The 24,326-nt window shown below is 64.6% G+C and carries 15 protein-coding genes; 12 read left to right on the top strand and 3 right to left on the bottom strand.

Annotation, left to right across the window (positions count from 1 at the left end; all coding sequences use genetic code 11):
* The first annotated feature begins 78 nt into the window (after window positions 1-78).
* The 9 genes from rplK (at window position 79) to HZF03_RS16415 (ending at window position 17,663) form a co-directional block, all read left to right on the top strand.
* The gene (gene rplK, locus HZF03_RS16455) at window positions 79-507 is read left to right on the top strand and encodes a 50S ribosomal protein L11 (RefSeq protein ID WP_011158816.1); all 429 of its coding nucleotides are present in this window, start codon (window positions 79-81) and stop codon (window positions 505-507) included.
* 7 nt (window positions 508-514) lie between these two features.
* Window positions 515-1,204 carry a 50S ribosomal protein L1 gene (rplA, locus tag HZF03_RS16450; RefSeq protein ID WP_011158815.1) on the top strand — a complete coding sequence of 230 codons (690 nt, stop codon included), beginning with the start codon at window positions 515-517 and terminating at the stop codon, window positions 1,202-1,204.
* 99 nt (window positions 1,205-1,303) lie between these two features.
* The gene (locus tag HZF03_RS16445; protein WP_119019712.1) at window positions 1,304-2,254 is read left to right on the top strand and encodes an NAD(P)-dependent oxidoreductase; all 951 of its coding nucleotides are present in this window, start codon (window positions 1,304-1,306) and stop codon (window positions 2,252-2,254) included.
* A gap of 901 nt (window positions 2,255-3,155) precedes the next feature.
* Window positions 3,156-3,674 (top strand): 50S ribosomal protein L10, encoded by a 519-nt coding sequence (rplJ, locus tag HZF03_RS16440; protein ID WP_011158813.1) that lies wholly within the window; start codon window positions 3,156-3,158, stop codon window positions 3,672-3,674.
* A gap of 55 nt (window positions 3,675-3,729) precedes the next feature.
* Window positions 3,730-4,107, top strand: a complete 378-nt coding sequence (rplL, locus tag HZF03_RS16435; RefSeq protein ID WP_011158812.1) for a 50S ribosomal protein L7/L12 — start codon at window positions 3,730-3,732, stop codon at window positions 4,105-4,107.
* Between the two features lie 465 nt (window positions 4,108-4,572).
* A complete protein-coding gene (gene rpoB, locus HZF03_RS16430) occupies window positions 4,573-8,697 on the top strand; it encodes a DNA-directed RNA polymerase subunit beta (protein ID WP_011158811.1) in 4,125 nt (1,374 codons plus the stop codon).
* A 142-nt stretch (window positions 8,698-8,839) separates the two neighbouring features.
* The gene (gene rpoC, locus HZF03_RS16425) at window positions 8,840-13,042 is read left to right on the top strand and encodes a DNA-directed RNA polymerase subunit beta' (RefSeq protein WP_042441622.1); all 4,203 of its coding nucleotides are present in this window, start codon (window positions 8,840-8,842) and stop codon (window positions 13,040-13,042) included.
* A gap of 302 nt (window positions 13,043-13,344) precedes the next feature.
* Window positions 13,345-15,408 (top strand): FAD-dependent oxidoreductase, encoded by a 2,064-nt coding sequence (locus tag HZF03_RS16420; protein WP_119019711.1) that lies wholly within the window; start codon window positions 13,345-13,347, stop codon window positions 15,406-15,408.
* A gap of 119 nt (window positions 15,409-15,527) precedes the next feature.
* Window positions 15,528-17,663, top strand: a complete 2,136-nt coding sequence (locus HZF03_RS16415; RefSeq protein WP_119019710.1) for an ABC transporter ATP-binding protein — start codon at window positions 15,528-15,530, stop codon at window positions 17,661-17,663.
* A gap of 75 nt (window positions 17,664-17,738) precedes the next feature.
* Here the strand turns inward: HZF03_RS16415 and HZF03_RS16410 are convergent, their stop codons facing one another.
* Window positions 17,739-18,200 (bottom strand): MarR family winged helix-turn-helix transcriptional regulator, encoded by a 462-nt coding sequence (locus HZF03_RS16410; protein WP_119019709.1) that lies wholly within the window; start codon window positions 18,198-18,200, stop codon window positions 17,739-17,741.
* Between the two features lie 143 nt (window positions 18,201-18,343).
* Here HZF03_RS16410 and HZF03_RS16405 point away from each other — a divergent pair, with 143 nt between their 5' ends.
* Together HZF03_RS16405 and HZF03_RS16400 are read left to right on the top strand one after the other, a co-directional pair.
* Window positions 18,344-18,772, top strand: coding sequence for a VOC family protein (locus HZF03_RS16405; protein WP_011158806.1), 429 nt, complete (start codon window positions 18,344-18,346; stop codon window positions 18,770-18,772).
* 214 nt (window positions 18,773-18,986) lie between these two features.
* Entirely contained in the window at window positions 18,987-20,195 is a 1,209-nt protein-coding gene (locus HZF03_RS16400; protein ID WP_119019708.1) for an MFS transporter, read from the top strand.
* A 42-nt stretch (window positions 20,196-20,237) separates the two neighbouring features.
* Here HZF03_RS16400 and HZF03_RS16395 read toward each other — a convergent pair whose 3' ends face one another.
* The gene (locus HZF03_RS16395) at window positions 20,238-20,639 is read right to left on the bottom strand and encodes a MerR family transcriptional regulator (protein ID WP_011158804.1); all 402 of its coding nucleotides are present in this window, start codon (window positions 20,637-20,639) and stop codon (window positions 20,238-20,240) included.
* A 65-nt stretch (window positions 20,640-20,704) separates the two neighbouring features.
* On the opposite strand from HZF03_RS16395, the gene HZF03_RS16390 reads away from it, so the two are divergent.
* A complete protein-coding gene (locus HZF03_RS16390) occupies window positions 20,705-22,834 on the top strand; it encodes a heavy metal translocating P-type ATPase (protein WP_119019707.1) in 2,130 nt (709 codons plus the stop codon).
* Window positions 22,835-22,911: 77 nt separating this feature from the next.
* Here HZF03_RS16390 and HZF03_RS16385 read toward each other — a convergent pair whose 3' ends face one another.
* Window positions 22,912-23,898, bottom strand: coding sequence for a hypothetical protein (locus HZF03_RS16385; RefSeq protein ID WP_119019706.1), 987 nt, complete (start codon window positions 23,896-23,898; stop codon window positions 22,912-22,914).
* Between the last annotated feature and the right edge of the window lie 428 nt (window positions 23,899-24,326).

Here is a 24,326-nt window from a genome sequence, read left to right as displayed (position 1 = left end):
GCCGGTGATCGCCAGTCATCGGAAGGCGCCCCACCACGAACCTGAAACCGCCGGTTCGCCGGCAACAGGAGAGTTGGTATGGCAAAGAAAGTGACCGGATACCTGAAGTTGCAGGTGCCGGCCGGAGCGGCGAACCCGTCGCCTCCGATCGGTCCCGCGCTTGGTCAGCGCGGCCTCAACATCATGGAGTTCTGCAAGGCGTTCAACGCGCAGACCCAGAAGGAAGAGAAGAACACGCCGATTCCGGTGGTGATCACGATCTACGCCGATCGGTCGTTCACCTTCGAGATGAAGACCCCGCCGATGTCCTACTTCCTCAAGCAGGCGGCCAAGATCCAGTCCGGCTCCAAGCTGCCGGGCCGTGACTTCGCCGGCAAGGTGACCTCCGCCCAGGTGCGTGAGATTGCTGAGAAGAAGATGAAGGATCTCAATTGCGACACCGTCGAGTCGGCCATGCGCATGGTCGAGGGCTCTGCCCGTTCGATGGGCCTGCGGGTCGAGGGGTAAGGCGAACATGGCAATCGGTAAGCGTCTGAAGAAGATCCGGGAAGGCATCGACCGCACCAAGCTGTATCCGCTCGACGAGGCGGTGAAGCTGGTCAAGGAGCGCGCCATCTCGAAGTTCGACGAGACCATCGAGGTCGCGATCAACCTCGGCGTCGATCCGCGCCACGCTGACCAGATGGTCCGCGGCGTGGTCATGCTGCCGAACGGCACCGGCCGCACCGTGCGCGTCGGCGTGTTCGCGCGCGGCGCCAAGGCGGACGAAGCCAAGGCCGCGGGCGCCGACGTCGTCGGCGCGGAGGATCTGGTGGAGCAGGTTCAGGCCGGCAACATCAACTTCGACCGCTGCATCGCGACCCCGGACATGATGCCCCTGGTCGGCCGCCTCGGTAAGGTGCTCGGCCCGCGCGGCATGATGCCGAACCCGAAGATCGGCACGGTGACCATGGACGTCGCCGGCGCGGTCAAGGGCGCCAAGGGCGGTTCGGTCGAGTTCCGCGTCGAGAAGGCCGGTATCATCCAGGCTGGCGTCGGCAAGGCCTCGTTCGATGCCGACAAGCTGGTGGAGAACATCAAGGCGCTCGCGGACGCGGTCAACAAGGCCAAGCCGAGCGGCGCCAAGGGCACTTACATTCAGCGCGTCGCGGTGTCCTCGACCATGGGCCCCGGCGTGAAGGTCGAGCCGGGCACCGTCCACTAAGTCCGTTGCCCGGACGATGACGATTTGAAGAGGGCGGACGGGGCAACCCGTTCGCCCTTTTTGTTTGCTCGTAAAACAATAACAAACATGAGGGCAGGAATGGCCGACAAGGTTCTGGTCGCGTCGCGGTTTGGCCGGTCGATGCTGGGGAGATTCGCCGAGCAGTTCGAGCTGCTGGAGACCGCCGGCAAGCCCGCTGATCAGGTTTTCAGTGCCACTGAGCTCGCCGACGTCCGCGCGCTGCTGACGATGGGCGGCCAGCCGCTCGGCCGCGAGACCTTCGACATGCTGCCGGCGCTCGGCGCGGTGGTCTGCTACGGCACCGGCTACGACGGGGTCGATCTCAAAGCCGCTGCCGAGCGCGGCATCGTGGTCGGCAACAGCCCGGCGGCGAATGCCTCGGCAGTAGCCGATCTGGCGCTGGCGCTGTTGCTCGCTTTGATGCGCCGCGTGCTGCCGGCCGACGCTTACGTGCGGGCCGGGGGGTGGTCCGGAGCAAAGCCGTCGCCGATGCTGAAGCCGCCGCGCGGACTGACCGGTGCCAAGGTCGGCGTCTATGGCATCGGCGAGATCGGCCGCAAGATCGCTGCCCGCGTCTCCGGCTTCGAGACCGAAGTCGCCTATCACAGCCGCAGCCGTCACGACGTGCCGTATCGCTATGTCGGCGATCTCGGCGAATTGGTCGACTGGTGCGACGTGCTGCTGGTCGCGGTCCGCGCCGGCCCGGATACCGAAAAGATCATCGATGCCGGCATGCTGAAGCGGCTCGGGCCGAACGGCGTGGTGGTCAACATCTCCCGCGGTTCGGTGATCGATCAGGCCGCGCTGATCGCCGCGCTGGCCGACGGCACGATCGCCGGGGCAGGTCTCGACGTCTTCGCCTTGGAGCCCTACGCGCCGGATGCGCTGGCCGAGTTTCCGAACGTGGTGTTGACGCCGCATATCGGCGGTCACACCCAGGAAGCCCACCGCGCGATGCAGGACTGCGTCATCGCCAATCTTGCGGCGTTCTTCGCGGGGAAGCCGCTGCCGTATCCGGTGCAGGGGTAACAGCTCCGACCCAACGCCAGCGCCAACTGGCCCGGATTTGCTTCCAGGTCAGGGGCTGAACCCGCAGCCGCGACAAGGACATGGTGGTCTTAGCTCATCATACCGCTGAAGATGAGCTGGCGAGCTTAGCCTCGTCTTCCGGGTGAGGGAGACGCGCCTGCTTTGGTCAGAAACTGCTCGACGAGCCGATTGGATCCTGCGCCGAGGCCGGCGCCCCTTGTTCGGAAGGGGGGGTCTGTTGACCGGGAGGCTTGCGCGGCCCGGCTCGATCCGGCAGGATTCACTCAGCCGCTGCGACCGAGGCCCCCTAGGGAGGGCCCCCTATGCCAAAATCGTGCCGATTGGCGAAGTTTGCTCTTGGCAAGCGCATTAAGACTCGCTAAACACCCCGCTCCGGGCGTGCCGGCTGTGGCTGGCGCGCCCGTGCGCGCATTCCAATGACCTGATCGATAGGAGACTGTTCCTTCAACTCATCCACCCGGATCGCTGAAGGATGCAGGACATTGTCGCTCGATCGGAATGCGAGCAGGGATCGGAAAGGTCGATAGGCCGGCTCGCCGGACTGTTTGCCAGAACGATCTCGGTCCTGTCCGAGACTGCAGGCGCCGAAGCGGAAGCAATCGTTTCCTCAGAGGCTTAATCATACGGCCTGCATAGACGGGTGAAGACCGGATTTTGTATCCCGACGCTGCGGGCGGCGGGATGCGGATAGGGTTCGAACCTCGACACCCCGTTCGGGCGAAGGCGATCAGCCGGAGTCGGTTCGGGAGGGCAGGCAATTCACGATCGTCTCGCCCTACGTGTCCTTGGAGGCTTGTGCCTCGGGGTCGGGTTGGAGCGGGACGGTGGGTGCAACCCGGTGGTCCTGCTCGCAGGGACCGCCAACCGGAGAGAGCTTGCTGTGGAAAGAGCGGCAAAAAAAGAGGCGGTCGAATCGCTGAATGGTCTGTTCCAGACCACCAGCGTCGCGATCGTCGCTCACTATTCCGGCCTCACCGTTGCCCAGATGCAGAAGCTGCGTCAGCAGATGAAGCAGGCGGGCGCCTCGGTGAAGGTTTCGAAGAACCGTCTCGCCAAAATTGCTCTTGAAGGCACCGACGTCGCAGCCATCGGCCCCCTGCTGAAGGGGCCGACTGTGATCGCTACATCTAGCGATCCGGTGGCGGCGCCGAAAGTTGCCGTCGAATTCGCCAAGGCGAACGAGAAGTTCGTCATTCTCGGCGGTTCGATGGGCACAACCGTCCTGAACGTCGATGGCGTCAAGGCTCTCGCCTCGCTGCCGTCGCTCGATGAACTGCGCGCCAAGCTGGTCGGCCTCGTCCAGGCCCCGGCGACCAAGATCGCGCAGGTCACCACCGCTCCAGCTGCGAAGCTGGCCCGCGTGGTTCAGGCCTATGCCTCCAAAAGCGAAGCGGCCTGACGCTTCACTCCCAATCAACCCTGGTTCGAACTGATACCCGTAAGGAACTGATTCAATGGCTGATCTGCAGAAGATTGTTGACGACCTCTCGAGCCTCACCGTGCTCGAAGCCGCTGAGCTCGCCAAGTTGCTCGAAGAGAAGTGGGGCGTTTCGGCCGCTGCGGCCGTCGCGGTTGCCGCTGCTCCGGGCGCCGGTGGCGCCGCTGCTCCGGCGGAAGAGAAGACCGAGTTCACCGTTGTCCTGGCCTCGGCTGGCGACAAGAAGATCGAGGTGATCAAGGAAGTCCGCGCCATCACCGGCCTGGGCCTCAAGGAAGCCAAGGATCTGGTCGAAGGCGCTCCGAAGCCGCTCAAGGAAGGCGTCAACAAGGAAGAAGCCGAGAAGGTCAAGGCCCAGCTCGAGAAGGCTGGCGCCAAGGTCGAGCTCAAGTAAGCCGATCGGTTTCGCCGGGCCCGGGTCTCCCGGGTCCGGCACGATCGCGGTTCGGGCCCTCGGGTCCGGGCGGCAACGGCAAGGCGGGCTGCGGTGTGCCCGGACGAGCCGTCACAGGAATGTGTGGAAAGGTACGGGGACAACCCCTCGAATCTCCACATTGCCGTCCCATATTGGTCCGGCAGCACGAAAGCGCAGGCGCGAGGACGTGGTAATGTGTCCGCGCAGCCTCTGGGAGAATCGGCAATTTCGGGCTTTTTCTGTCTGTGACGATGAGGTTTTCGACGGGCGGGTGCGGCAGCGCCCCGCGCGTTATTTTGCGTTCGGAATTAGTGCTGAGCCGACTTAGGATTTGGTTCCTGAACTCTGGCTCCTGAATTTCGGATGTTCGGTATTCAACCCGGGGGCGAGGCGGCTCGTGCTCCGGAAGGTTCGCCCCACCGGGCGACGAAACGAGAGGCCACGATGGCGCAGCAGACGTTCACCGGTCGCAAACGCGTTCGCAAGTTTTTCGGTCACATCCGGGAAGTCGCGGAGATGCCGAACCTCATCGAGGTTCAGAAGGCATCTTACGACCAGTTCCTGATGGTTGCCGAGCCTCCCGGAGGTCGGCCGGACGAGGGGCTGCAGGCGGTGTTCCGGTCGGTCTTCCCGATTTCGGACTTCTCCAACGCCTCGATGCTCGAATTCGTTCGCTACGAATTCGAGCCGCCGAAGTACGACGTCGACGAGTGCCGCCAGCGCGGCATGACCTATGCTGCGCCGCTGAAGGTGACGCTGCGCCTCATCGTGTTCGATATCGACGAGGAAACCGGCGCCCGCTCCGTGAAGGACATCAAGGAGCAGGATGTCTACATGGGTGACATCCCGTTGATGACGATGAATGGTACATTCATCGTCAACGGTACCGAGCGCGTCATCGTCTCGCAGATGCACCGGTCGCCGGGTGTGTTCTTCGACCACGATAAGGGCAAGACCCACTCGTCGGGCAAGCTGCTGTTTGCCGCCCGCATCATCCCGTATCGCGGCTCCTGGCTCGACATCGAGTTCGACGCCAAGGACATCGTCTATGCGCGTATCGACCGTCGCCGCAAGCTGCCGGTGACGTCGCTGATGTTCGCCCTCGGCCTCGACGGCGAAGAGATCCTGTCGACCTTCTACAACAAGATCCTCTACAAGCGGACCAAGGAAGGCTGGCGCGTTCCGTTCGACGTCAACCGCTTCCGTGGCTACTCGACCGTCAACGACCTGATCGACGCCGACACCGGCAAGGTCGTGCTCGAGGCCGGCAAGAAGCTGACTGTGCGTGCAGCCCGTCAGCTGCAGGAAAAGGGCCTCAAGGCGCTGCGGATGTCCGACGAGGAGCTCGTCGGCAACTATCTGGCCGAGGATCTGGTCAACCCGAAGACCGGTGAGATCTATGCGGAAGCCGGTGAGGAAATCACCGACAAGACGCTGAAGATGCTGAACGAGCAGGGCTACAAGGAGCTGCCGCTGCTCGACATCGATCATGTCAACGTCGGCCCGTACATCCGCAACACGCTGAACGCCGACAAGAACATGACGCGCGAAGACGCGCTGTTCGACATCTACCGGGTGATGCGTCCGGGCGAGCCGCCGACGCTGGACTCCGCACAGAACATGTTCCAGTCGCTGTTCTTCGACGCTGAGCGCTACGACCTGTCGGCCGTGGGCCGCGTCAAGATGAACATGCGCCTTGACCTCGATGCGCCGGACACCCATCGCACGCTGCGCAAGGAAGACATCCTGGCGGTGATCAAGACCCTGGTCGGCCTGCGGGACGGCAAGGGCGAGATCGACGACATCGACCACCTCGGCAACCGCCGTGTGCGTTCGGTCGGCGAGCTGATGGAGAACCAGTACCGCATCGGCCTGCTCCGCATGGAGCGCGCCATCAAGGAGCGGATGAGCTCGGTCGACATCGACACCGTGATGCCGCAGGACCTGATCAACGCCAAGCCGGCGGCGGCGGCGGTGCGCGAGTTCTTCGGCTCGTCGCAGCTCTCGCAGTTCATGGACCAGACCAACCCGCTGTCGGAGATCACCCATAAGCGGCGCCTGTCGGCGCTCGGCCCGGGCGGTCTGACCCGTGAGCGTGCCGGCTTCGAAGTCCGCGACGTGCATCCGACCCATTACGGCCGTATCTGCCCGATCGAGACGCCGGAAGGTCCGAATATCGGTCTGATCAACTCGCTGGCGACGTTCGCCCGCGTGAATAAGTACGGCTTCGTCGAGACCCCGTACCGCAAGGTCAAGGAAGGCCGCGTCACCGACGAGGTGGTGTATCTGTCGGCGATGGAAGAGGGCCGCTACGCGGTGGCGCAGGCCAACGTGTCGCTCGACGCCAAGGGCAAGTTCACCGACGATCTGGTGGTCTGCCGCGCCGGCGGCACCCGCGACGTGGTGCCGATGCCGGCCGACCAGGTCGACTACATGGACGTGTCGCCGAAGCAGCTGGTGTCGGTCGCCGCGGCGCTGATCCCGTTCCTCGAGAACGACGACGCCAACCGCGCGCTGATGGGCTCGAACATGCAGCGCCAGGCGGTGCCGCTGGTTCGCGCCGAGGCGCCGTTCGTCGGCACCGGCATGGAAGGCGTGGTTGCTCGTGACTCGGGCGCGGCGATCGCCGCGCGCCGCACCGGCATCATCGACCAGATCGACGCGACGCGTATCGTCATCCGCGCCACCGAGGATCTCGATCCGACCAAGTCGGGCGTCGATATCTACCGGCTGATGAAGTACCAGCGCTCCAACCAGTCGACCTGCATCAACCAGCGTCCGCTGGTGAAGGTCGGTGACCACGTCAAGAAGGGCGACATCATCGCCGACGGTCCGTCGACCGATCTCGGTGAGCTCGCGCTCGGCCGCAACGTGCTCGTCGCGTTCATGCCGTGGAACGGCTACAACTTCGAAGACTCGATCCTGCTCTCCGAGCGGATCGTGAAGGAAGACGTCTTCACCTCGATCCACATCGAGGAATTCGAGGTGATGGCGCGCGACACCAAGCTCGGCCCCGAGGAAATCACCCGCGATATTCCGAACGTTTCGGAAGAAGCGCTGAAGAACCTCGACGAAGCGGGCATCGTCTACATCGGCGCCGAAGTCCGCGCCGGCGACATCCTGGTCGGCAAGATCACGCCGAAGGGCGAAAGCCCGATGACGCCGGAAGAAAAGCTGCTGCGCGCCATCTTCGGTGAAAAGGCCTCGGACGTTCGCGACACCTCGCTGCGGGTGCCACCGGGCGTGCAGGGCACCATCGTCGAAGTCCGCGTGTTCAACCGCCACGGCGTCGACAAGGACGAGCGTGCGCTGGCGATCGAGCGGGAAGAGATCGAGCGCCTCGCCAAGGACCGCGACGACGAGCAGGCGATTCTCGACCGTAACGTTTACGGCCGTCTCGCCGACCTGCTCGACGGTCGTCAGGGCATTGCCGGTCCGAAGGGCTTCAAGAAGGACACCAAGATCACCCGTGCGGTGCTCGAGGAGTATCCGAAGTCGCAGTGGTGGCTGTTCGCTGCCCCGAACGACAAGCTGATGGCCGAAATCGAGGCCATGCGGAAGCAGTACGACGAGTCGAAGAAGGGCCTCGAACAGCGCTTCCTCGACAAGGTCGAGAAGCTGCAGCGCGGCGACGAATTGCCGCCCGGCGTGATGAAGATGGTCAAGGTCTTCGTCGCGGTGAAGCGCAAGATCCAGCCGGGCGACAAGATGGCCGGCCGCCACGGCAACAAGGGTGTGGTGTCGAAGATCGTTCCGATCGAGGACATGCCGTTCCTCGAGGACGGCACTCACGCCGACATCGTGCTGAACCCGCTCGGCGTGCCGAGCCGCATGAACGTCGGTCAGATCCTCGAGACGCATCTCGGCTGGGCGTGCGCCGGTCTCGGCAAGCGCATCGGTGAGACGATCGACGCCTACTACCAGAGCCAGGATCTCAAGCCGCTGCGCGAGACCCTGCGGAAGATCTACGGCGAGGACGAGACCATCAAGTCGCTCGACGATGGTGAGCTGCTCGAACTCGGCCGCAATCTCAGCCACGGCGTGCCGATTGCGACCCCGGTGTTCGACGGTGCCAAGGAGGCCGACATCGAAGAGATGCTGAAGCTCGCGGGCTTCGACGCTTCGGGTCAGTCGACTGTGTACGACGGCCGCACCGGCGATCAGTTCGATCGTCGTGTCACCGTCGGCTACATCTACATGCTGAAGCTGCATCACCTCGTGGACGACAAGATCCACGCCCGGTCGATCGGTCCGTACTCGCTCGTCACCCAGCAGCCGCTGGGCGGTAAGGCGCAGTTCGGCGGCCAGCGCTTCGGCGAAATGGAGGTGTGGGCGCTCGAAGCTTACGGCGCGGCCTACACGCTGCAGGAAATGCTGACGGTGAAGTCGGACGACGTCGCCGGCCGCACCAAGGTGTACGAGGCGATCGTGCGCGGCGACGACACGTTCGAGGCCGGTATTCCGGAATCGTTCAACGTGCTCGTCAAGGAAATGCGCTCGCTCGGCCTCAACGTCGACCTGCACAACTCCAAGCTGGCGGCGCCGCCTCCGGCCGAGGCTGCCGAGTAACTCAACGCGTCAAGCCCGGCGGCGTGCGCTTTTGCGCCGGCCGCCGGGTGTCTCCGCCGCGCTAGCGTCACGCGCGCGACGGGGAGGGCCTCTGGAATTCCGATTTTGCGGCTGGTGACGACCGGCACGCGAGGAGATGGCGATGAACCAGGAAATTATGAATCTGTTCAATCCGACGACGCCGGCTCAGGTCTTCGACCAGATCCGGATCTCGATCGCGTCGCCGGAGAAGATTCTGTCGTGGTCGTACGGCGAGATCAAGAAGCCGGAAACGATCAACTACCGTACCTTCAAGCCCGAGCGCGACGGCCTGTTCTGCGCCCGCATCTTCGGGCCGATCAAGGACTACGAGTGCTTGTGCGGCAAGTACAAGCGGATGAAGTACAAGGGCATCATCTGCGAGAAGTGCTCGGTCGAAGTGACTCTGTCGCGCGTCCGTCGCGAGCGCATGGGCCACATCGAGCTGGCCGCGCCGGTCGCCCACATCTGGTTCCTGAAGTCCTTGCCGTCGCGTATCGGGCAGCTGCTCGACATGACGCTGAAGGACCTCGAGCGCATCCTGTACTTCGAATACTACGTGGTGCTGGAGCCGGGCCTCACCGACCTCAAGGAGCGTCAGCTCCTGTCGGAGGAGGAGTACCTGCGCGCCCAGGATCAGTACGGCCAGGATTCGTTCACCGCCATGATCGGCGCCGAAGCGATCCGTGAGCTGCTGAAGGGGCTCGAACTCGAAAAGATCGACGCGCAGCTGCGCGCCGAGATGGCCGAGACCGACTCTGACATCAAGCACAAGAAGCTCGCCAAGCGCCTGAAGATCGTCGAAGCGTTCCGCTATTCCGGCAACAAGCCGGAGTGGATGATCCTCACGGTCGTGCCGGTGATCCCGCCGGATCTGCGCCCGCTGGTGCCGCTCGACGGCGGCCGGTTCGCGACCTCGGACCTCAACGACCTGTATCGCCGCGTCATCAACCGTAACAACCGCTTGAAGCGGCTGATGGAGCTGCGCGCGCCGGACATCATCATCCGCAACGAAAAGCGCATGCTGCAGGAAGCTGTGGACGCGCTGTTCGACAACGGCCGCCGCGGCCGCGTCATCACCGGCGCCAACAAGCGCCCGCTGAAGTCGCTCGCCGACATGCTGAAGGGCAAGCAGGGCCGGTTCCGTCAGAACCTGCTCGGCAAGCGCGTCGACTATTCGGGCCGTTCGGTGATCGTGGTCGGTCCTGAGCTCAAGCTGCATCAGTGCGGCCTGCCGAAGAAGATGGCGCTCGAACTGTTCAAGCCGTTCATCTATTCGCGGCTCGACGCCAAGGGTCTGTCGACCACCGTCAAGCAGGCCAAGAAGCTGGTCGAGAAGGAGCGGCCGGAGGTTTGGGACATCCTCGACGAGGTGATCCGCGAACATCCGGTGCTGCTGAACCGCGCCCCGACGCTGCATCGTCTCGGCATTCAGGCGTTCGAGCCGGTGCTGATCGAAGGCAAGGCGATCCAGCTGCATCCGCTGGTGTGCTCGGCGTTCAACGCCGACTTCGACGGCGACCAGATGGCCGTGCACGTTCCGCTGTCGCTCGAAGCGCAGCTGGAAGCGCGCGTCCTGATGATGTCGACCAACAACATCCTGCATCCGGCGAACGGCCAGCCGATCATCGTGCCGTCGCAGGACATCGTGCTCGGCCTGTACTACCTGTCGATCATGCGGGAAGGCCTGCCGGGTGAGGGCAAGGTGTTTGCCGACCTCGCCGAGCTTGAGCACGCGCTGTACTCCAAGGTCATCCACCTCCACACCAAGATCAAGTATCGCTGGCATTGGGTGAACGAGGAAGGCGAGAACACCGTCCGTCTGCTGGAGACCACCGCCGGCCGCATCCTGCTTGGGCAGGTGCTGCCGAAGTCGCCGAAGCTGCCGTTCGACGTCATCAACAAGCTGATGACCAAGCGCGAGATCTCCGGCGTCATCGACCAGGTCTATCGCCACTGCGGTCAGAAGGAGACGGTGATCTTCTGCGACCGGATCATGGCGCTCGGCTTCTTCAACGCGTTCAAGGCCGGCATCTCGTTCGGCAAGGACGACATGGTCGTGCCGGGCTCGAAGTGGAAGATCGTCGACTCGACCCGTACGCTGGCGAAGGACTTCGAGCAGCAGTACAACGACGGTCTCATCACCCACGGCGAGAAGTACAACAAGGTGGTCGACGCCTGGTCGAAGGCCACCGAAGAAATCGCCAAGGAGATGATGAAGGAGATCTCCGCGGTTCGGAAGGCGCCTGACGGCTCCGAACAGCAGGTCAACTCGATCTACATGATGGCCCACTCCGGTGCGCGTGGTTCGCCCGCGCAGATGCGTCAGCTCGCCGGTATGCGCGGCCTGATGGCCAAACCGTCGGGTGAAATCATCGAGACGCCGATCATTTCCAACTTCAAGGAAGGTCTGTCGGTTCTCGAGTACTTCAACTCGACCCACGGCGCCCGTAAGGGTCTGGCCGACACTGCGCTCAAGACCGCGAACTCGGGTTACCTGACCCGTCGTCTGGTCGACGTGGCGCAGGACTGCATCATCACGCAGGCCGACTGCGGCACCTCGCTCGGCATCAAGATGCGGGCGATCGTCGACGCCGGCACCGTGGTCGCCTCGCTTGGCAGCCGTATTCTCGGCCGCACCGCGGGCGAGGACGTGCGCGACCCGGCCACCAACGAGATCATCGTCAAGCGCGGTGATCTGATGGAGGAGCGGGACGTCGAGGCGATCCACCAGGCCGGCGTGCAGGAAGTGAAGATCCGCTCGGCGCTGACCTGCGAGCTGGTCAACGGCATCTGCGGTAAGTGCTACGGGCGCGATCTTGCCCGCGGTACTCCGGTCAACCACGGCGAAGCGGTCGGCGTCATCGCGGCGCAGTCGATCGGTGAGCCGGGCACCCAGCTGACGATGCGTACCTTCCACATCGGCGGTGCGGCGCAGATCAACGAGCAGTCGGTGATCGAGTCGAACTTCGACGGCAAGATCGTCATCAAGAACCGCGCCATCGCCCGTAACGGCGAAGGCCACAATGTTGCGATGGTCCGCAACATGGTGATCGCGATCGTCGATCCGGACGGCACCGAGCGTGCGACCCATCGTATCCAGTACGGCGCGCGCGTGCACGTCGACGAGGGCGATATGGTCAAGCGCGGCCAGCGCATCGCCGAGTGGGACCCGTACACCCGGCCGATCCTGACCGAGGTCGAGGGCGAGATCGGGTTCGAGGACCTGATCGAGGATCAGTCGATCTCCGAAACGCTCGACGAGTCGACCGGTATCGCCAAGCGTATCGTCATCGATTGGCGCTCGACCCGCGGCGGCGCGGACCTGCGTCCGGCGATCGTGATCAAGGGCAAGGACGGCAAGGTGCTGAAGCTGGCGCGTGGCGGCGACGCCCGCTACATGCTGTCGGTCGACGCCATTCTGTCGGTCGACGTCGGCGCCCAGGTCAAGCCCGGCGACATCCTCGCGCGTATCTCGACCGAGAGCGCCAAGACCCGTGACATCACCGGCGGTCTGCCGCGGGTGGCGGAGCTGTTCGAGGCGCGGCGGCCGAAGGATGCGGCGATCATCGCCGAGATCGCCGGCACCATCCGGTTCGGTCGCGACTACAAGAACAAGCGCCGGCTCTCGATCGAGCCGCTCGACAAGAACGAGGAAGCGCGCGAGTACCTGATCCCGAAGGGCAAGCACATCCACTTGCAGGACGGCGACGTCGTCGAAAAGGGCGACTTCATCGTCGAGGGCAATCCGGCGCCGCACGACATCCTGGCAATCAAGGGCATCGAGGAACTCGCTGCCTATCTCGTCAACGAAATCCAGGAGGTCTATCGACTCCAGGGCGTGTTGATCAACGACAAGCACATCGAGGTGATCGTTCGCCAGATGCTGCAGAAGATCGAGATCACCGACCAGGGCGATACCGACATGATCTCGGGCGAGCAGGTCGACAAGATCGAGTTCAACGCGCTCAACGCCAAGGCGGTCGAGGAGGGCAAGAAGCCGGCAACCGGCAATCCTGTGCTGCTCGGTATCACCAAGGCCAGCTTGCAGACCCGCTCGTTCTTCTCGGCGGCGTCGTTCCAGGAGACCACCCGGGTGCTCACCGAAGCCGCGGTCAACGGCAAGGTGGATCCGCTGGAAGGCCTCAAGGAAAACGTCATCGTTGGCCGGCTGATCCCGGCGGGCACCGGCGCCTCGATGGCCAAGATCCGCGAAGTGGCGGTGAAGCGCGATCGGCTGATTCTCGACGAGCGCGAGAAGCAGGCGGCGATCGTTCCGGCCGCTGCGCCGGAAGCCGAACCGCTGTCGCTGCCGCCGGCAGAGTAACGTTCGCTTCTGCTATTCAATCCTGGGAAGGGCCGGCCTTGTGCCGGCCTTTCTCATATCTGGGCCGCATTCCGTGCCTTTTGCGGCCACCTTACGGGTTGTTCATCTTCCCTTCAGGTGAAAGGCGCCTTGCTGTATGCCGAACGACGGGAATCCGGCACAGGGGCGCCGTTTCGCCGTCAAAACCAGCCCCAAGTCGCTGAAGTCACGCTGATTTTCTCGGAGAATCACGCCTCGACCGACGGCGCGGAGCAGAGACACGCTGCGTGGCGATCGATGCCGCGGGATGTTGAAAGAGCACCATGTTTGACCTTGCAATCGTAGGTGGCGGCCCGGGCGGTTTGATGAGCGCCTGGTATCTCAAACGAAAGCTCGGGGGCCTGTGCAAGGTCACCATCTTCGAAGCCTCCGATCGGCTCGGCGGCAAGATCGTCACCCAGAAATTCGAAACCGCGCCGGCGATGTACGAGGCCGGCGTCGCCGAGTTGTACGACTACTCGATGACCGGTCCGGATCCGCTGCGGGAACTGGTGCAGCACTTCGGCCTGCAGACCATTCCGATGGATGCCGAGCAGGTGCAGCTCGACGGCGAGCTGCTCAACGACGTCCCCGGCATGCGCAAGAAGTACGGCGACAAGACCGCCGAGGCGATCGTCGCGTTCCGCAAGAAGTGCACCGAGCAGATGACGCCGACCCAGTATTACGAGGGCGTCGGCGCGCACGACAACGAACACCCCTGGGCCTGGACCAATTGCGAGCAACTGCTCGACAAGGAAATCGAGGACTCCACCGCCAAGCGCTTCTTCAAGGTGATGGCGAAGTCCGACATCGCCACCGAGAGCCACAACACCAACGGCCTCAACGCGCTCAAGAACTTCGTGATGGATATCGACGGCTATATCGGCCTGTATTCGATCCAGAACGGCAACGAGCAGCTGATCGAGTGCCTGCGCTCGGAGATCGACGCCGACATCCAGTTCAATCACCGCGTCCTCAAGGTCGGCAAGACCGAGAGCGGCCGCTATGAGCTGAACATGATGAACGGCAAGGGGCCGGAAACGCGCGACTTCGACCTCGTGCTGATGTGCCTGCCTCACAATTGGCTCGCCACGCTGAGCTGGGGCAACGAGCAGCTGCGCAAGGCGATGGTCAAGCACGTCTCCTATTTCGATCGCCCGGCGCACTACCTGCGGATCTCGATGCTGTTCGATTCCCCGTTCTGGGGAGACAAGATCCCGGGCTCCTGGTTCATGTCGGAAGCGTTCGGCGGCTGCTGCGTTTACAACGAAGGCTCGCGCCACGACGTTGGCAAATACGGCGTGCTCAACTTCCTGATCGCGGGCTCGGACGCGCTGGCGTTCTCCAACCTGACCGACAACGAGCTGATCGAGCTGGCGCTGAAGTCGTTGCCGGCCGAACTCGGCGACGTCCGCGGGCATTTCCTCGAGGGCAAGACCCATCGCTGGCTGTCGTCGGTGAACTGCATCCCCGGCGGCTTGCCGGTGCGCGACGTGATGACCAACCATCGCCCCGAGCCGAAGAACCATCCGGGCTTCGTGATCGTCGGCGACTATCTGTTCGATTCGACGCTGAACGGCCTGCTCGACTCCTCGGACGCCGCCACCGACATCATCGTCACCGAGACGATGAAGCTGCGCCGCGCCCGCGCCCAGGACGGCAAGCCGGTCTCCGATAAGATCGACCGCGACTATTTCGAGAACTATCGCAACCAGGGCCCGTATCGCGAAGTCTGGAGCCGGTTCACCGATCCGGACTATCTGATCCAGACCATCAAGACGGTGTGGGACAAGCCGGGCGGCTACAAGCTGCTGGTCGCCGGGTCCGCCAGCGGCGAGCTGGTCGGCGCGCTGCGTGAGCGCGGCATCGATGCCTACGGCGTCGAGAACAACCGCTATATCCACGGCAAGACCCCGGAGGCGCTGAAGCCCTACAACAAGCTCGGCTCGGTCGTCGAACTGCCGTTTGCAGACGAAGAGTTCGACTTCGTGTTTGAGACCAGCCTTTGCCACCTCGCGGAGAACCGCGTCGTCAAGGCGATCCGCGACCTGCACCGTGTCGCGCGCACCGGCGTGATATTCGGCTCGGTGACCAGCGACATGGATCCGGGCGTGATCGACCGCTACGACCTGCTGCGCGGCGTCAAGAAGCTCGGCACCTGGTGGGAGTGGTCGGAGCTGTTCTTCAACAACGGCTTCGATCTGTCGGTGCATCGCAACGATTGCGGCGACGCCCTGTGGGAGCTGGCGGTGAAGGCGGGCAGGGGCCCGGGCCAGTGGTACAGCGACGCCGACAGCCTGCGCTATTCGTTCTTCGACAAGGTCGACGACGAAGAGGACGGCGACTAAGCCAAGGTCGTCGCGGACGGCTCGCGTTCGCTTCAGCAGATCCGGCGCCGTGGCTTTGAACGAGTCACGGCGTCGCTTATTGTAGTCCTGCGGTCCGGCCACCTAGCGGTTTTCAATTCATGGCGCGCAAGCCCAATCCTCCCGTCACCCCGGACTCCCGGCCGGACGACAAGTCCGCCGCCACGCCGCCGGCCGATGCTGCCGCCGGCAGTTCAGCGCCCGGCAGAGAAGGCGCTGCCCCCCCGGCTTCGCCGCTCGACGAGAAGTTCGCGCTTCCGGTCGGCGCCGCGGCGCCGGTGGTGCCGACCACCAAGCCTCCGGTGAAGCAACTGATCGCCGACAAGGTCCCGGTCGCTCCGGTGCCCGGTGCCAAGGCCGCCGCCGCGGACGACGGCGATGAGGATGACGACGACGAGGAAGATGACGACGACGATGAGGACGAGGAACTCGTCGTCTTCACCGCGCGCGAGGCCGCCGGCGCACTCGCCACGATCGCCGGCTTCATCCGGCCGGTCGTCGCCAACTACAAGAAGATGCTGGCGTTCGTGGTGTTCGGCGTGGTCGTCGAAACACTGTTCAACGTCATCATGCCGCTCAGCCTGAAGTTCCTGATCGACGACGCGCTCGGCGAGGAGGACTTCCACGAACTCTACAAGATCCTGTCGATCCTCGGCGTCGCCGGCGTCATCACCTCGATCATCGCGGTGTGGTACGAGCGCTGGGACGCCCGACTCTCCGCGGCGGTGATCTCCGATGTCCGCACCCGGCTGTTCGAACACACCCAGCGCCTGCCGGCCGGCTACTTCGCCCGCACCAAGCGCGGCGAGATCCTGTCGCGGTTCTCGATCGACATGGCGGCGTTCTCGCGGGTGGTCGAGATTCTCGCCAACACCGCGCTGTTGCCGTTCCTCGAGCTGATCGCCGGCATCATCCTGATGCTGTTCCTGAACTGGCAGCTCGCTGTGGTGGCGCTGTTGATCTTCCCGATCACGCTGATCGGGCCGCGCATTCTGACGCCCAAGGCGGTGCAGGCGAACTACGAGCAGAAGGTGCAGGAAGCCGGGCTGCTCGGCCTGCTGCAGGAAAACGTCGGCGCCCAGGCGGTGGTCAAGGCGTTCAGCCTGCAGCGCAAGATGTTCGGCTTCTTCTCGCTGCGCAATCAGGCGACGCGGCAGAAAATGGGGCAGGCCACCTTCCTGACCTCGATGGTCGAACGCAGCGTCACCGTCTCGGTGCTGATGCTGCATTTGCTGGTGCTGGCGCTCGGCGCCTATCTGGCGACCACCGGCCAGATCACGGTTGGCACCTTCGTCACCTTCGAGAGCGCGTTCTGGGAGGTGTCGTACAACATCGCCCATCTGATGCAGTTCATCCCGGTGTCGATCCAGGCGGCCGCCGCCGTGCGCCACATGCAGGAGCTGCTCGACGAGAAGACCCCGATCTCCGATAAGCCGGGCGCCGCCGAGATGCCGCGCATCGTCGACAACATCGCGTTCGAGCGGGTGTCGTTCGCCTACGAGGGCGCCGAGCAGCCGGTGATCGACAATCTCAGCCTCAAGCTGAAGGCCGGCAAGACCATCGCGATCGTCGGCCCGAGCGGCTCGGGCAAGAGCACGCTGCTCAACATGGTGCTTCGGCTGTACGATCCGACCGAAGGCCGGATCTCGATCGACGGCGTCGACATCCGCAACGTCACGCTGGATTCGCTGCGCCGGAGCATGGCCGTGGTGTTCCAGGAGAACATGCTGTTCAACATGTCGATCCGCGACAACATCCGGCTCGGCAAGGAAGGTGCGACCGACGCCGAGGTCGAGCAGGCAGCCAAGAAGGCGGAGATCCACCGCTACATCATGAGCCTGCCGCAGAAGTACGACACCGTGGTCGGCGAGCGCGGCGACACGCTGTCCGGCGGTCAGCGTCAGCGCATTGCGATCGCCCGCGCCATCGTCCGCGATCCGTCGGTGCTGCTGCTCGACGAGGCGACCTCGGCGCTCGATCAGACCACCGAGGCGGCGATCAACAAGACGCTGATGAAGCTGGCGCGCGGCCGCACCATGATCTTCTCGACCCACCGCCTGACTTCGGTGGTCGACATGGACGAGATCGTCGTCGTCTCCGGCGGACAGGCGATCGAGCGCGGCTCGCACAAGGAGCTGCTCGCCAAGAACGGCGCGTATCGCAAGCTGTGGGACGACCAGAAGCGCCATGGCGCCGGCGACGATGATGACGACGACGATGACGATGACGACGAGTGAGCGGCGCGTGCGCGCGGCCGCTGCGCGATAGCGACTGCGTCCGAGGCTGTCGTGGTGAAACGAGGCAGCAGCCCCTCAGGTGACGGCCCCGTCGAAGCGGCCTAGCACGGTCAGCTCGGCGCGAACGGCGTTTGGATCGGCGAGATCGGCTTCGATCTCCGCATGCAGCTTGCGCCAGATCGGCACCGCCGCGGCCAGCGTCTTCCGTCCCGCCGGCGTCAGCCGCAGCAGCCGGGCGCGCCGGTCCGCCGGATCGATCAGCACCTCCAGCAGATTGCGCCGCTCCAGCGGCTTCAGGTTCGCCGTGAGCGTGGTGCGGTCCATCGCGAGCAGCGTGGCGACGCTGCCGAGCGGGGCGGGCTGCGGCCGGTTGAGCGACATCAGCAGCGAGAACTGACCGTTGGTGAGGCCGGCCGGCTTCAGCGCGAGGTCGAACCGCCGCGCCAGCGCCCGCGCGGCGCGCTGGGCGTGCAGGCACACGCAGGTGTCGCGCACCAGCAGGGTGGTTTCGAAACTCGGTTCGACCGATGCGCGCATTGAGAACGGTTCTTGACAAGCGAGGGACGATATACGTTGATATCAACCTAAATCGGCGGGATCAAGCGCCGCCATCGGCGGGCTTCGCGGGCTCGAGCCCGCGCGGCATTCATCGCGCCACGTCGATCAGGGAGGACCATCGGATGAAGATCGTGACCAGCCTGAGCTTTCAAGGCCAGTGCCGTGAGGCGTTCGAGTTCTACGCCAAGGTGCTGGGCGGCAAGATCATCGCGGCATTTCCCTATAGCGACGCGCCGCCGGAGATGCCGATCACCGATCCGAAGTACAAGACCTGGCTGATGCACTGCTGGCTCGAAGTCGGCGACCAGGCGCTGATGGGCGCCGACATGGACACCGGCTGGGCATCCAACATCGACAAGCCGAAGAATGGATTCGACGTCGCGCTGCACACCCACGACAAGGCCCAGGCGCAGCGCTGGTACGAGCAATTGTCCGAAGGCGGAAAGCCGATGATGCCGTTCGGCGAGACGTTCTGGTCGCCGGGATTCGGCTCGCTGATCGACCGGTTCGGCATCCCGTGGATGATCAACACTCAGCCCGCGCAGGCCTGATGCCTCCGCGGGGCCGCCGAAATGCCGGTCCGATGTCGGCTACGGCGGGGACGCTTCGTCCTCGGAGCACGGGCGACCTAGTCGCTGAGAGCAGGGGTCTCAACGCCATTGCGAGCGCAGCGAAGCAATCCAGCTTCGCGCACTGAGCTGGATTGCTTCGTAGCTTCGCTCCTCGCAATGACGCGGCAAGACTCTGCACAACACGGAAACAACCATGAACCATCCCTACCGTTGGGTGATCGTTGCTGCTGGTGGCGTGCTCGGCTGCGTCGCGGCCGGGGCGATGTTCTCGCTGCCGGTGTTGATAAGGCCGATGTCGCAGGACACCGGCTGGTCGGTCACCGGGATCTCGACTGCGATGACGATCGGCTTCCTGGCGATGGCCGCCGCCAGCATGGTGTGGGGCAATCTGTCGGACAGGTTCGGCCCGCGCCCCGTGGTACTGACTGGATCGGTGGTGCTGGCGGCCAGCCTCGCGCTCGGCAGCCGGGCCACCTCGCTGATCGAATTCCAGCTGCTGTTCGGCGCGCTCGTCGGGGCTGCAACGGCCGCGGTATTCGCCCCGATGATGGCCTGCGTCACCGGCTGGTTCGACACCGGTCGAGGCCTAGCGGTGTCGCTGGTCTCCGCCGGGATGGGCATGGCGCCGCTGACGATGGCGCCGCTGGCGGCATGGTTGGTGACGATCCACGACTGGCGTGGCGCGATGCTGATCATCGCGGCGATCACGGCTGCGCTGATGATTCCTGCGGCGCTGCTGGTGCGGCGGCCGCCGGCGCTCGAACCCGGTGGCGCGGAGGGCGCCTGGGCCGATGCGCAGGACGACATGACGCTCAGGCAGGCGGTGCGGTCGCCGCAATTCGTCACGCTGATGCTGGCCAACTTCTTCTGCTGCGCGACCCATTCCGGCCCGATCTTCCACACCGTCAGCTACGCGGTGACCTGCGGCATTCCGATGATCGCCGCGACCTCGATCTACAGCGTCGAGGGACTGTCCGGCATGTTCGGCCGGCTCGGCTTCGGCCTCGCAGGCGACCGCTTCGGCGCGCAGCGCGTGCTGGTCATCGGCCTGTTGGCGCAGGCGTTCGGGGTGCTTGCTTACGCCTTCGTCGGCGGGCTCGGCGGTTTCTATGCCGTCGCGGTCGCGGTCGGATTCATCTACGCCGGCACCATGCCGCTCTACGCCGTGATCATCCGCGAGAACTTTCCGCTGCGGATGATGGGCACGATCGTCGGCGGCACCGCGATGGCCGGCAGCCTCGGCATGTCGACCGGCCCGGTGCTTGGCGGGCTGATCTACGATGCCTACGACAGCTACGCGCCGTTGTACGTCGCCTCCTGCGGCATGGGTATCGCTGCGATGCTGATCCTGGCGACCTTCAGGCCGTTCCCGCTGCGGCGGGGCGAGTTGGCGGTGGCGTAGGAGCGGGCGGCGTCTGCTGCACCGGCGGCACAGCGGCCGGCACTACGGCGACAGCGCCTCGATGATGCGGCAGTCGGCGACCGTTCCGCAGCTGCATTGGGTGATCATGTGGTTCAACTCGTGGCGCAGGGCCTTGAGGTCGGCGATCTTGCGGTCGACTTCGGCCAGATGCTGCTTGGCGATGGCGTCGATGGCATCGCAGGATCGGGTGCGGTCGTCAGACAGATCGAGCAGCGCGCGGATCTGATCGAGTGAAAAGCCGAGATCGCGCGCGCGACGAATGAAGCTCAGACGGTTGAGATGGTCCGTCGTGTAGGCGCGGTAGTTGCCCGGCGTGCGCGCTGGGGCCGACAGCAGTCCGATCCGCTCGTAATAGCGGATGGTTTCCACCTTGGTGTCCGTCTGACGCCCGAGATCCCCAATCGCGAGATGGTCCGCCTGCATATCTTGACCCTGTAGCTGCTACAGGGTGCATATGGGGTGTCACAACGCTTTGTCGAGGTGATGCCATGGCGACCGACGCCTACAGAATTCGCGTAGAAGGCATGGACTGCGCCTCCTGCGCGCTCAAGATCGAGACCGCGATGCAGCGGCTCTCGGGTGTCGCGGATGTTCGCGTCAGCTACTCGGCCGGCACCTTGGCGCTTCGGTTCGATCAGGACAGAATCTCGCCGAGCACAATCGACGATGAGCTTCGCTCGCTCGGTTTTCGACCACAGGCAATTGCTTCGTCGCCAAGCAGCATCGCGACCGAACGAAAACGACTGCCATGGTGGCAGGACGCGAAGCTGCGATCGGTCATAATCGCAGCGGCGGTTTTTGCTCTGGCGTTCGCCTTATCGCAGCTCTTTCCGGCCTTCGAGCGATGGCTCTATTCCGCGGCGGCCGCGATCTGCATGATCCCGATCGCCCGCCGGGCCTTGATCGGCACGCGTTCAGGATCTCCCTTCAGCATCGAAACGCTGATGAGCGTTGCGGCGATCGGAGCTGTCATGATCGGTGAGGCCGCGGAAGCGGCCGTGGTCATCGTTCTGTTCAGCGTCGGCGAATGGCTGGAGACTTTCGCGGCGGGGCGCGCGCGATCCGGGATTGAAGCCCTGATCGACGTGGTGCCACGCACAGCGAGGCGACTGCGCGATGGTTCAGATGAAGTCGAGGAGATCCCGGCTGCCGACCTGATGATCGGCGATGTGGTGGTGGTGCGTCCCGGCGACCGCATCCCGTCGGACGGCAAGGTCATCGACGGCGACTCTGACGTGAACGAAGCACCGATCACCGGTGAGTCCGTGCCGGTCGCCAAGGCGGTCGGCGATCACGTCTATGCCGGCAGCATCAACGCGAACGGGGAGCTGCGCATCGAGACGACGAATGCGGCGGCCGACAACACGATCGCGCGCATCATCCACCTCGTCGAAGAAGCGCAGGAGACCAAAGCGCCGACGGAGCGGATGATCGATCGTCTCAGCCGGTGGTACACGCCTGCCGCCATGCTGGTGGCGCTCCTTGTCATCATCGTGCCGCCGCTCGGCTTCGGCGAGGATTGGGCGACCTGGATCTACCGCGGACTCGCCACGTTGCTGATCGCCTGCCCATGTGCACTTGTCATTTCGACACCGGCGGCCATCGCTTCCGGCCTTGCGGCGGGCGCCCGCAAAGGGCTGCTCATCAAGGGTGGTGCGGTGCTGGAAACGCTCGGTAAGGTCAAGACCGTAGCCTTCGACAAGACCGGTACGCTGACGCTGGGGCAGCCTCAAGTGACCGACGTGGTTTCCGTCATCGGCCAGGAAGACGCTGTGCTCGCGCGCGCCGCGGCTGTCGAAGGCAACACCAGTCATCCGATCGGACAGGCGATTGTCCGCGCCGCGAAGGCGCGCGCACTGCAGACCCCCATCGTGTTTGGCGGGAGTCAGGCGGTGCCAGGCAAGGCGATCTCCGCGCGGCTGAAAGACGGCTTTGCCTTCGTCGGGTCTCCGCGCTTTGCCGCCGAGCGGACCACGATCCCGCCGGAGCTTGCGGCGACGATCTCCGGTCTCGAGCACGAAGGTAAGACGGTCGTGGTGCTCATCTCTGGCAAGACGTGCGAGGGAGTGATTGCGCTGCGCGACGAGCCGCGCCCGGATGCGGCGGGAGCTTTGCGGCAACTGACGTCCAAAGGTATCGCGGTGGTTATGCTGACGGGCGACAACGCGCGAACCGCTCAGGCCATCGCCGGCCGACTTGGCATGGAGGTCCGCGCGGAGCTTCTGCCCGACGCCAAGCTCGCCGAGATCAGCCGCCTGAAGGAAGTATCCCCGGTGGCGATGGTCGGCGACGGCATCAATGATGCGCCGGCGCTCGCAGCTGCGTCCGTCGGCATCGCCATGGGGGGAGGAACGGACGTGGCGCTGGAGACCGCCGATGCTGCGCTGCTGAACGACCGCACCCGTGGCGTCGTGGAATTGATTGCGCTGTCGCAGGCCACGCTCGGCAACATCTGGCAGAACATCTCGATCGCGCTCGGGCTGAAAGCGGTGTTCCTCGCCACCAGCCTCTTAGGCGTGACGACGTTGTGGATGGCGATCCTCGCCGACACCGGCGCCACCGTCCTGGTCACAGCGAACGCCCTCAGATTGCTGCGGTGGCGCGCGTCAGAGTCATGAGGCGGGATGCGGGCTTCGAGACGCGGAGTCTCTGCCGCGTCCTGTCTGCGAGCGCCTGCTCGACGACGCGGGTCGCCTCAGTTCTTCGTCAGATACAGCGGCGTCCGCACGGTGAGCTGATAGGCCGGCTTCGGCGTCCACGCCACCTGCGCGGTGATACCGAACAGGCGGTTGTCGTTATCGTCGAGCTTGTCGAGGTCGATCCGCAGGATCGGCTGGGTGAAGGCGTCGATCGGCGTGAAGCGTAGCAGCTCGGCGCCGCCGAACGACTGCAGGCCAGCGCGGCCGGTCAGCTTCCAGTTGTTGTCCCACTGGTAATAGCCGCCGAGCCAGCCGACCGTGTTCGGATGGATCGCGGCGCGGTCGGCGTCGATCGCCGTGGTGGTGTACTGCACGCCGGCGAGGACGCCGCGGGTCTCGTCGGCGTCGAATGCGTAGGACGCCTCCAGGATGGTGTTGAACGAAGTGGTGGCGAGCGGTCCGCTCGGCACCGAGCGGGTGAGGGTGGTCTGCAGTGTCAGCGTCGGCAGCGATCCGCCATCCTGGCGATAGATGTCGGCCTGGACGCCGACGTTCCAGCTGGTGATGTCGACCGAGCTCCAGCCCGGGCCGCTGTTGCTGGTGGTGGTGCTGAAGCCGCCATACAGCGAGACGCGATCGTTGACGTCGATGGTCAGTGGGACGTCGAGTTCGACAGTTTGGCTGGCCGGCAGCGTCGGCGCCTGCAGCGGCGGCAATGCCGCCAGTTCCCGGAGCCGGGACAGCACCGCGACGGTCGGGCTCGCAAAGCCGATCGACAGCGACCCGGCCGGGGTGCGGCCGTAGCTGGTGCGGAAGTCGAGGTAGATGTTCGGGTAGGTCTGGGCCGGCGCCTCGTCGTCGTCATCCTTATCGGCCGAAAAGGCCGGGACGGCGAGAAGCTGAAGCGAGACGGCGGCCACGGCGACCGTCGCCGTTCGGTACCGCGGCTGCGGGATAGACCGATCTCGTCCCGAACCCGCCATCTGATTCCAACGCACCTTGCGGCCGGCCGTACGTGGCACCGTGTCGAGCCAGTTAGCCATAGTGCCGCCTCCGAGGGCAATCGCGATCGTCGGCCGGTCTGTGGATCGCCCGGTCGCCAGTCGTGTGCGGTAAAATGCGGCCTCGACCACCGGGCAGATCCGGTAGGGCTCGGGGCGCTACCAAAATACCAGCTCAGCGCAATCGGAGCTGACCGGCAGACCGCTGTGCCGAATCGAGACGCCGCCGCGTGAGAATCTACCGCCGAGTCGCTCCGGATTCGCTCCGGGGACACCTCACGATTCTATGAATCGCGTCCCGCGAGGGCGGAATTCGCCCGGCCTGAACCACCATCCGAGGGCGAAATCGGATCTCTGGCGTGGTCCGGGCGAGACGCAACAACGCCCCATTTCATCGGCATTACACGTCGGTCGGGGAGGGAGTCGAAAGTCGTCGCCGAACCGTCATCTGGCAGCGGTTTTGCCTTGAC

This window comes from Rhodopseudomonas palustris, from assembly GCF_013415845.1.
In the GTDB taxonomy this organism is placed as follows: Bacteria; Pseudomonadota; Alphaproteobacteria; order Rhizobiales; family Xanthobacteraceae; genus Rhodopseudomonas; species Rhodopseudomonas palustris_F.
The sequence above is the reverse complement of the archived record's forward strand: the minus strand, read 5'-3'. Positions and strand labels throughout refer to the sequence as shown.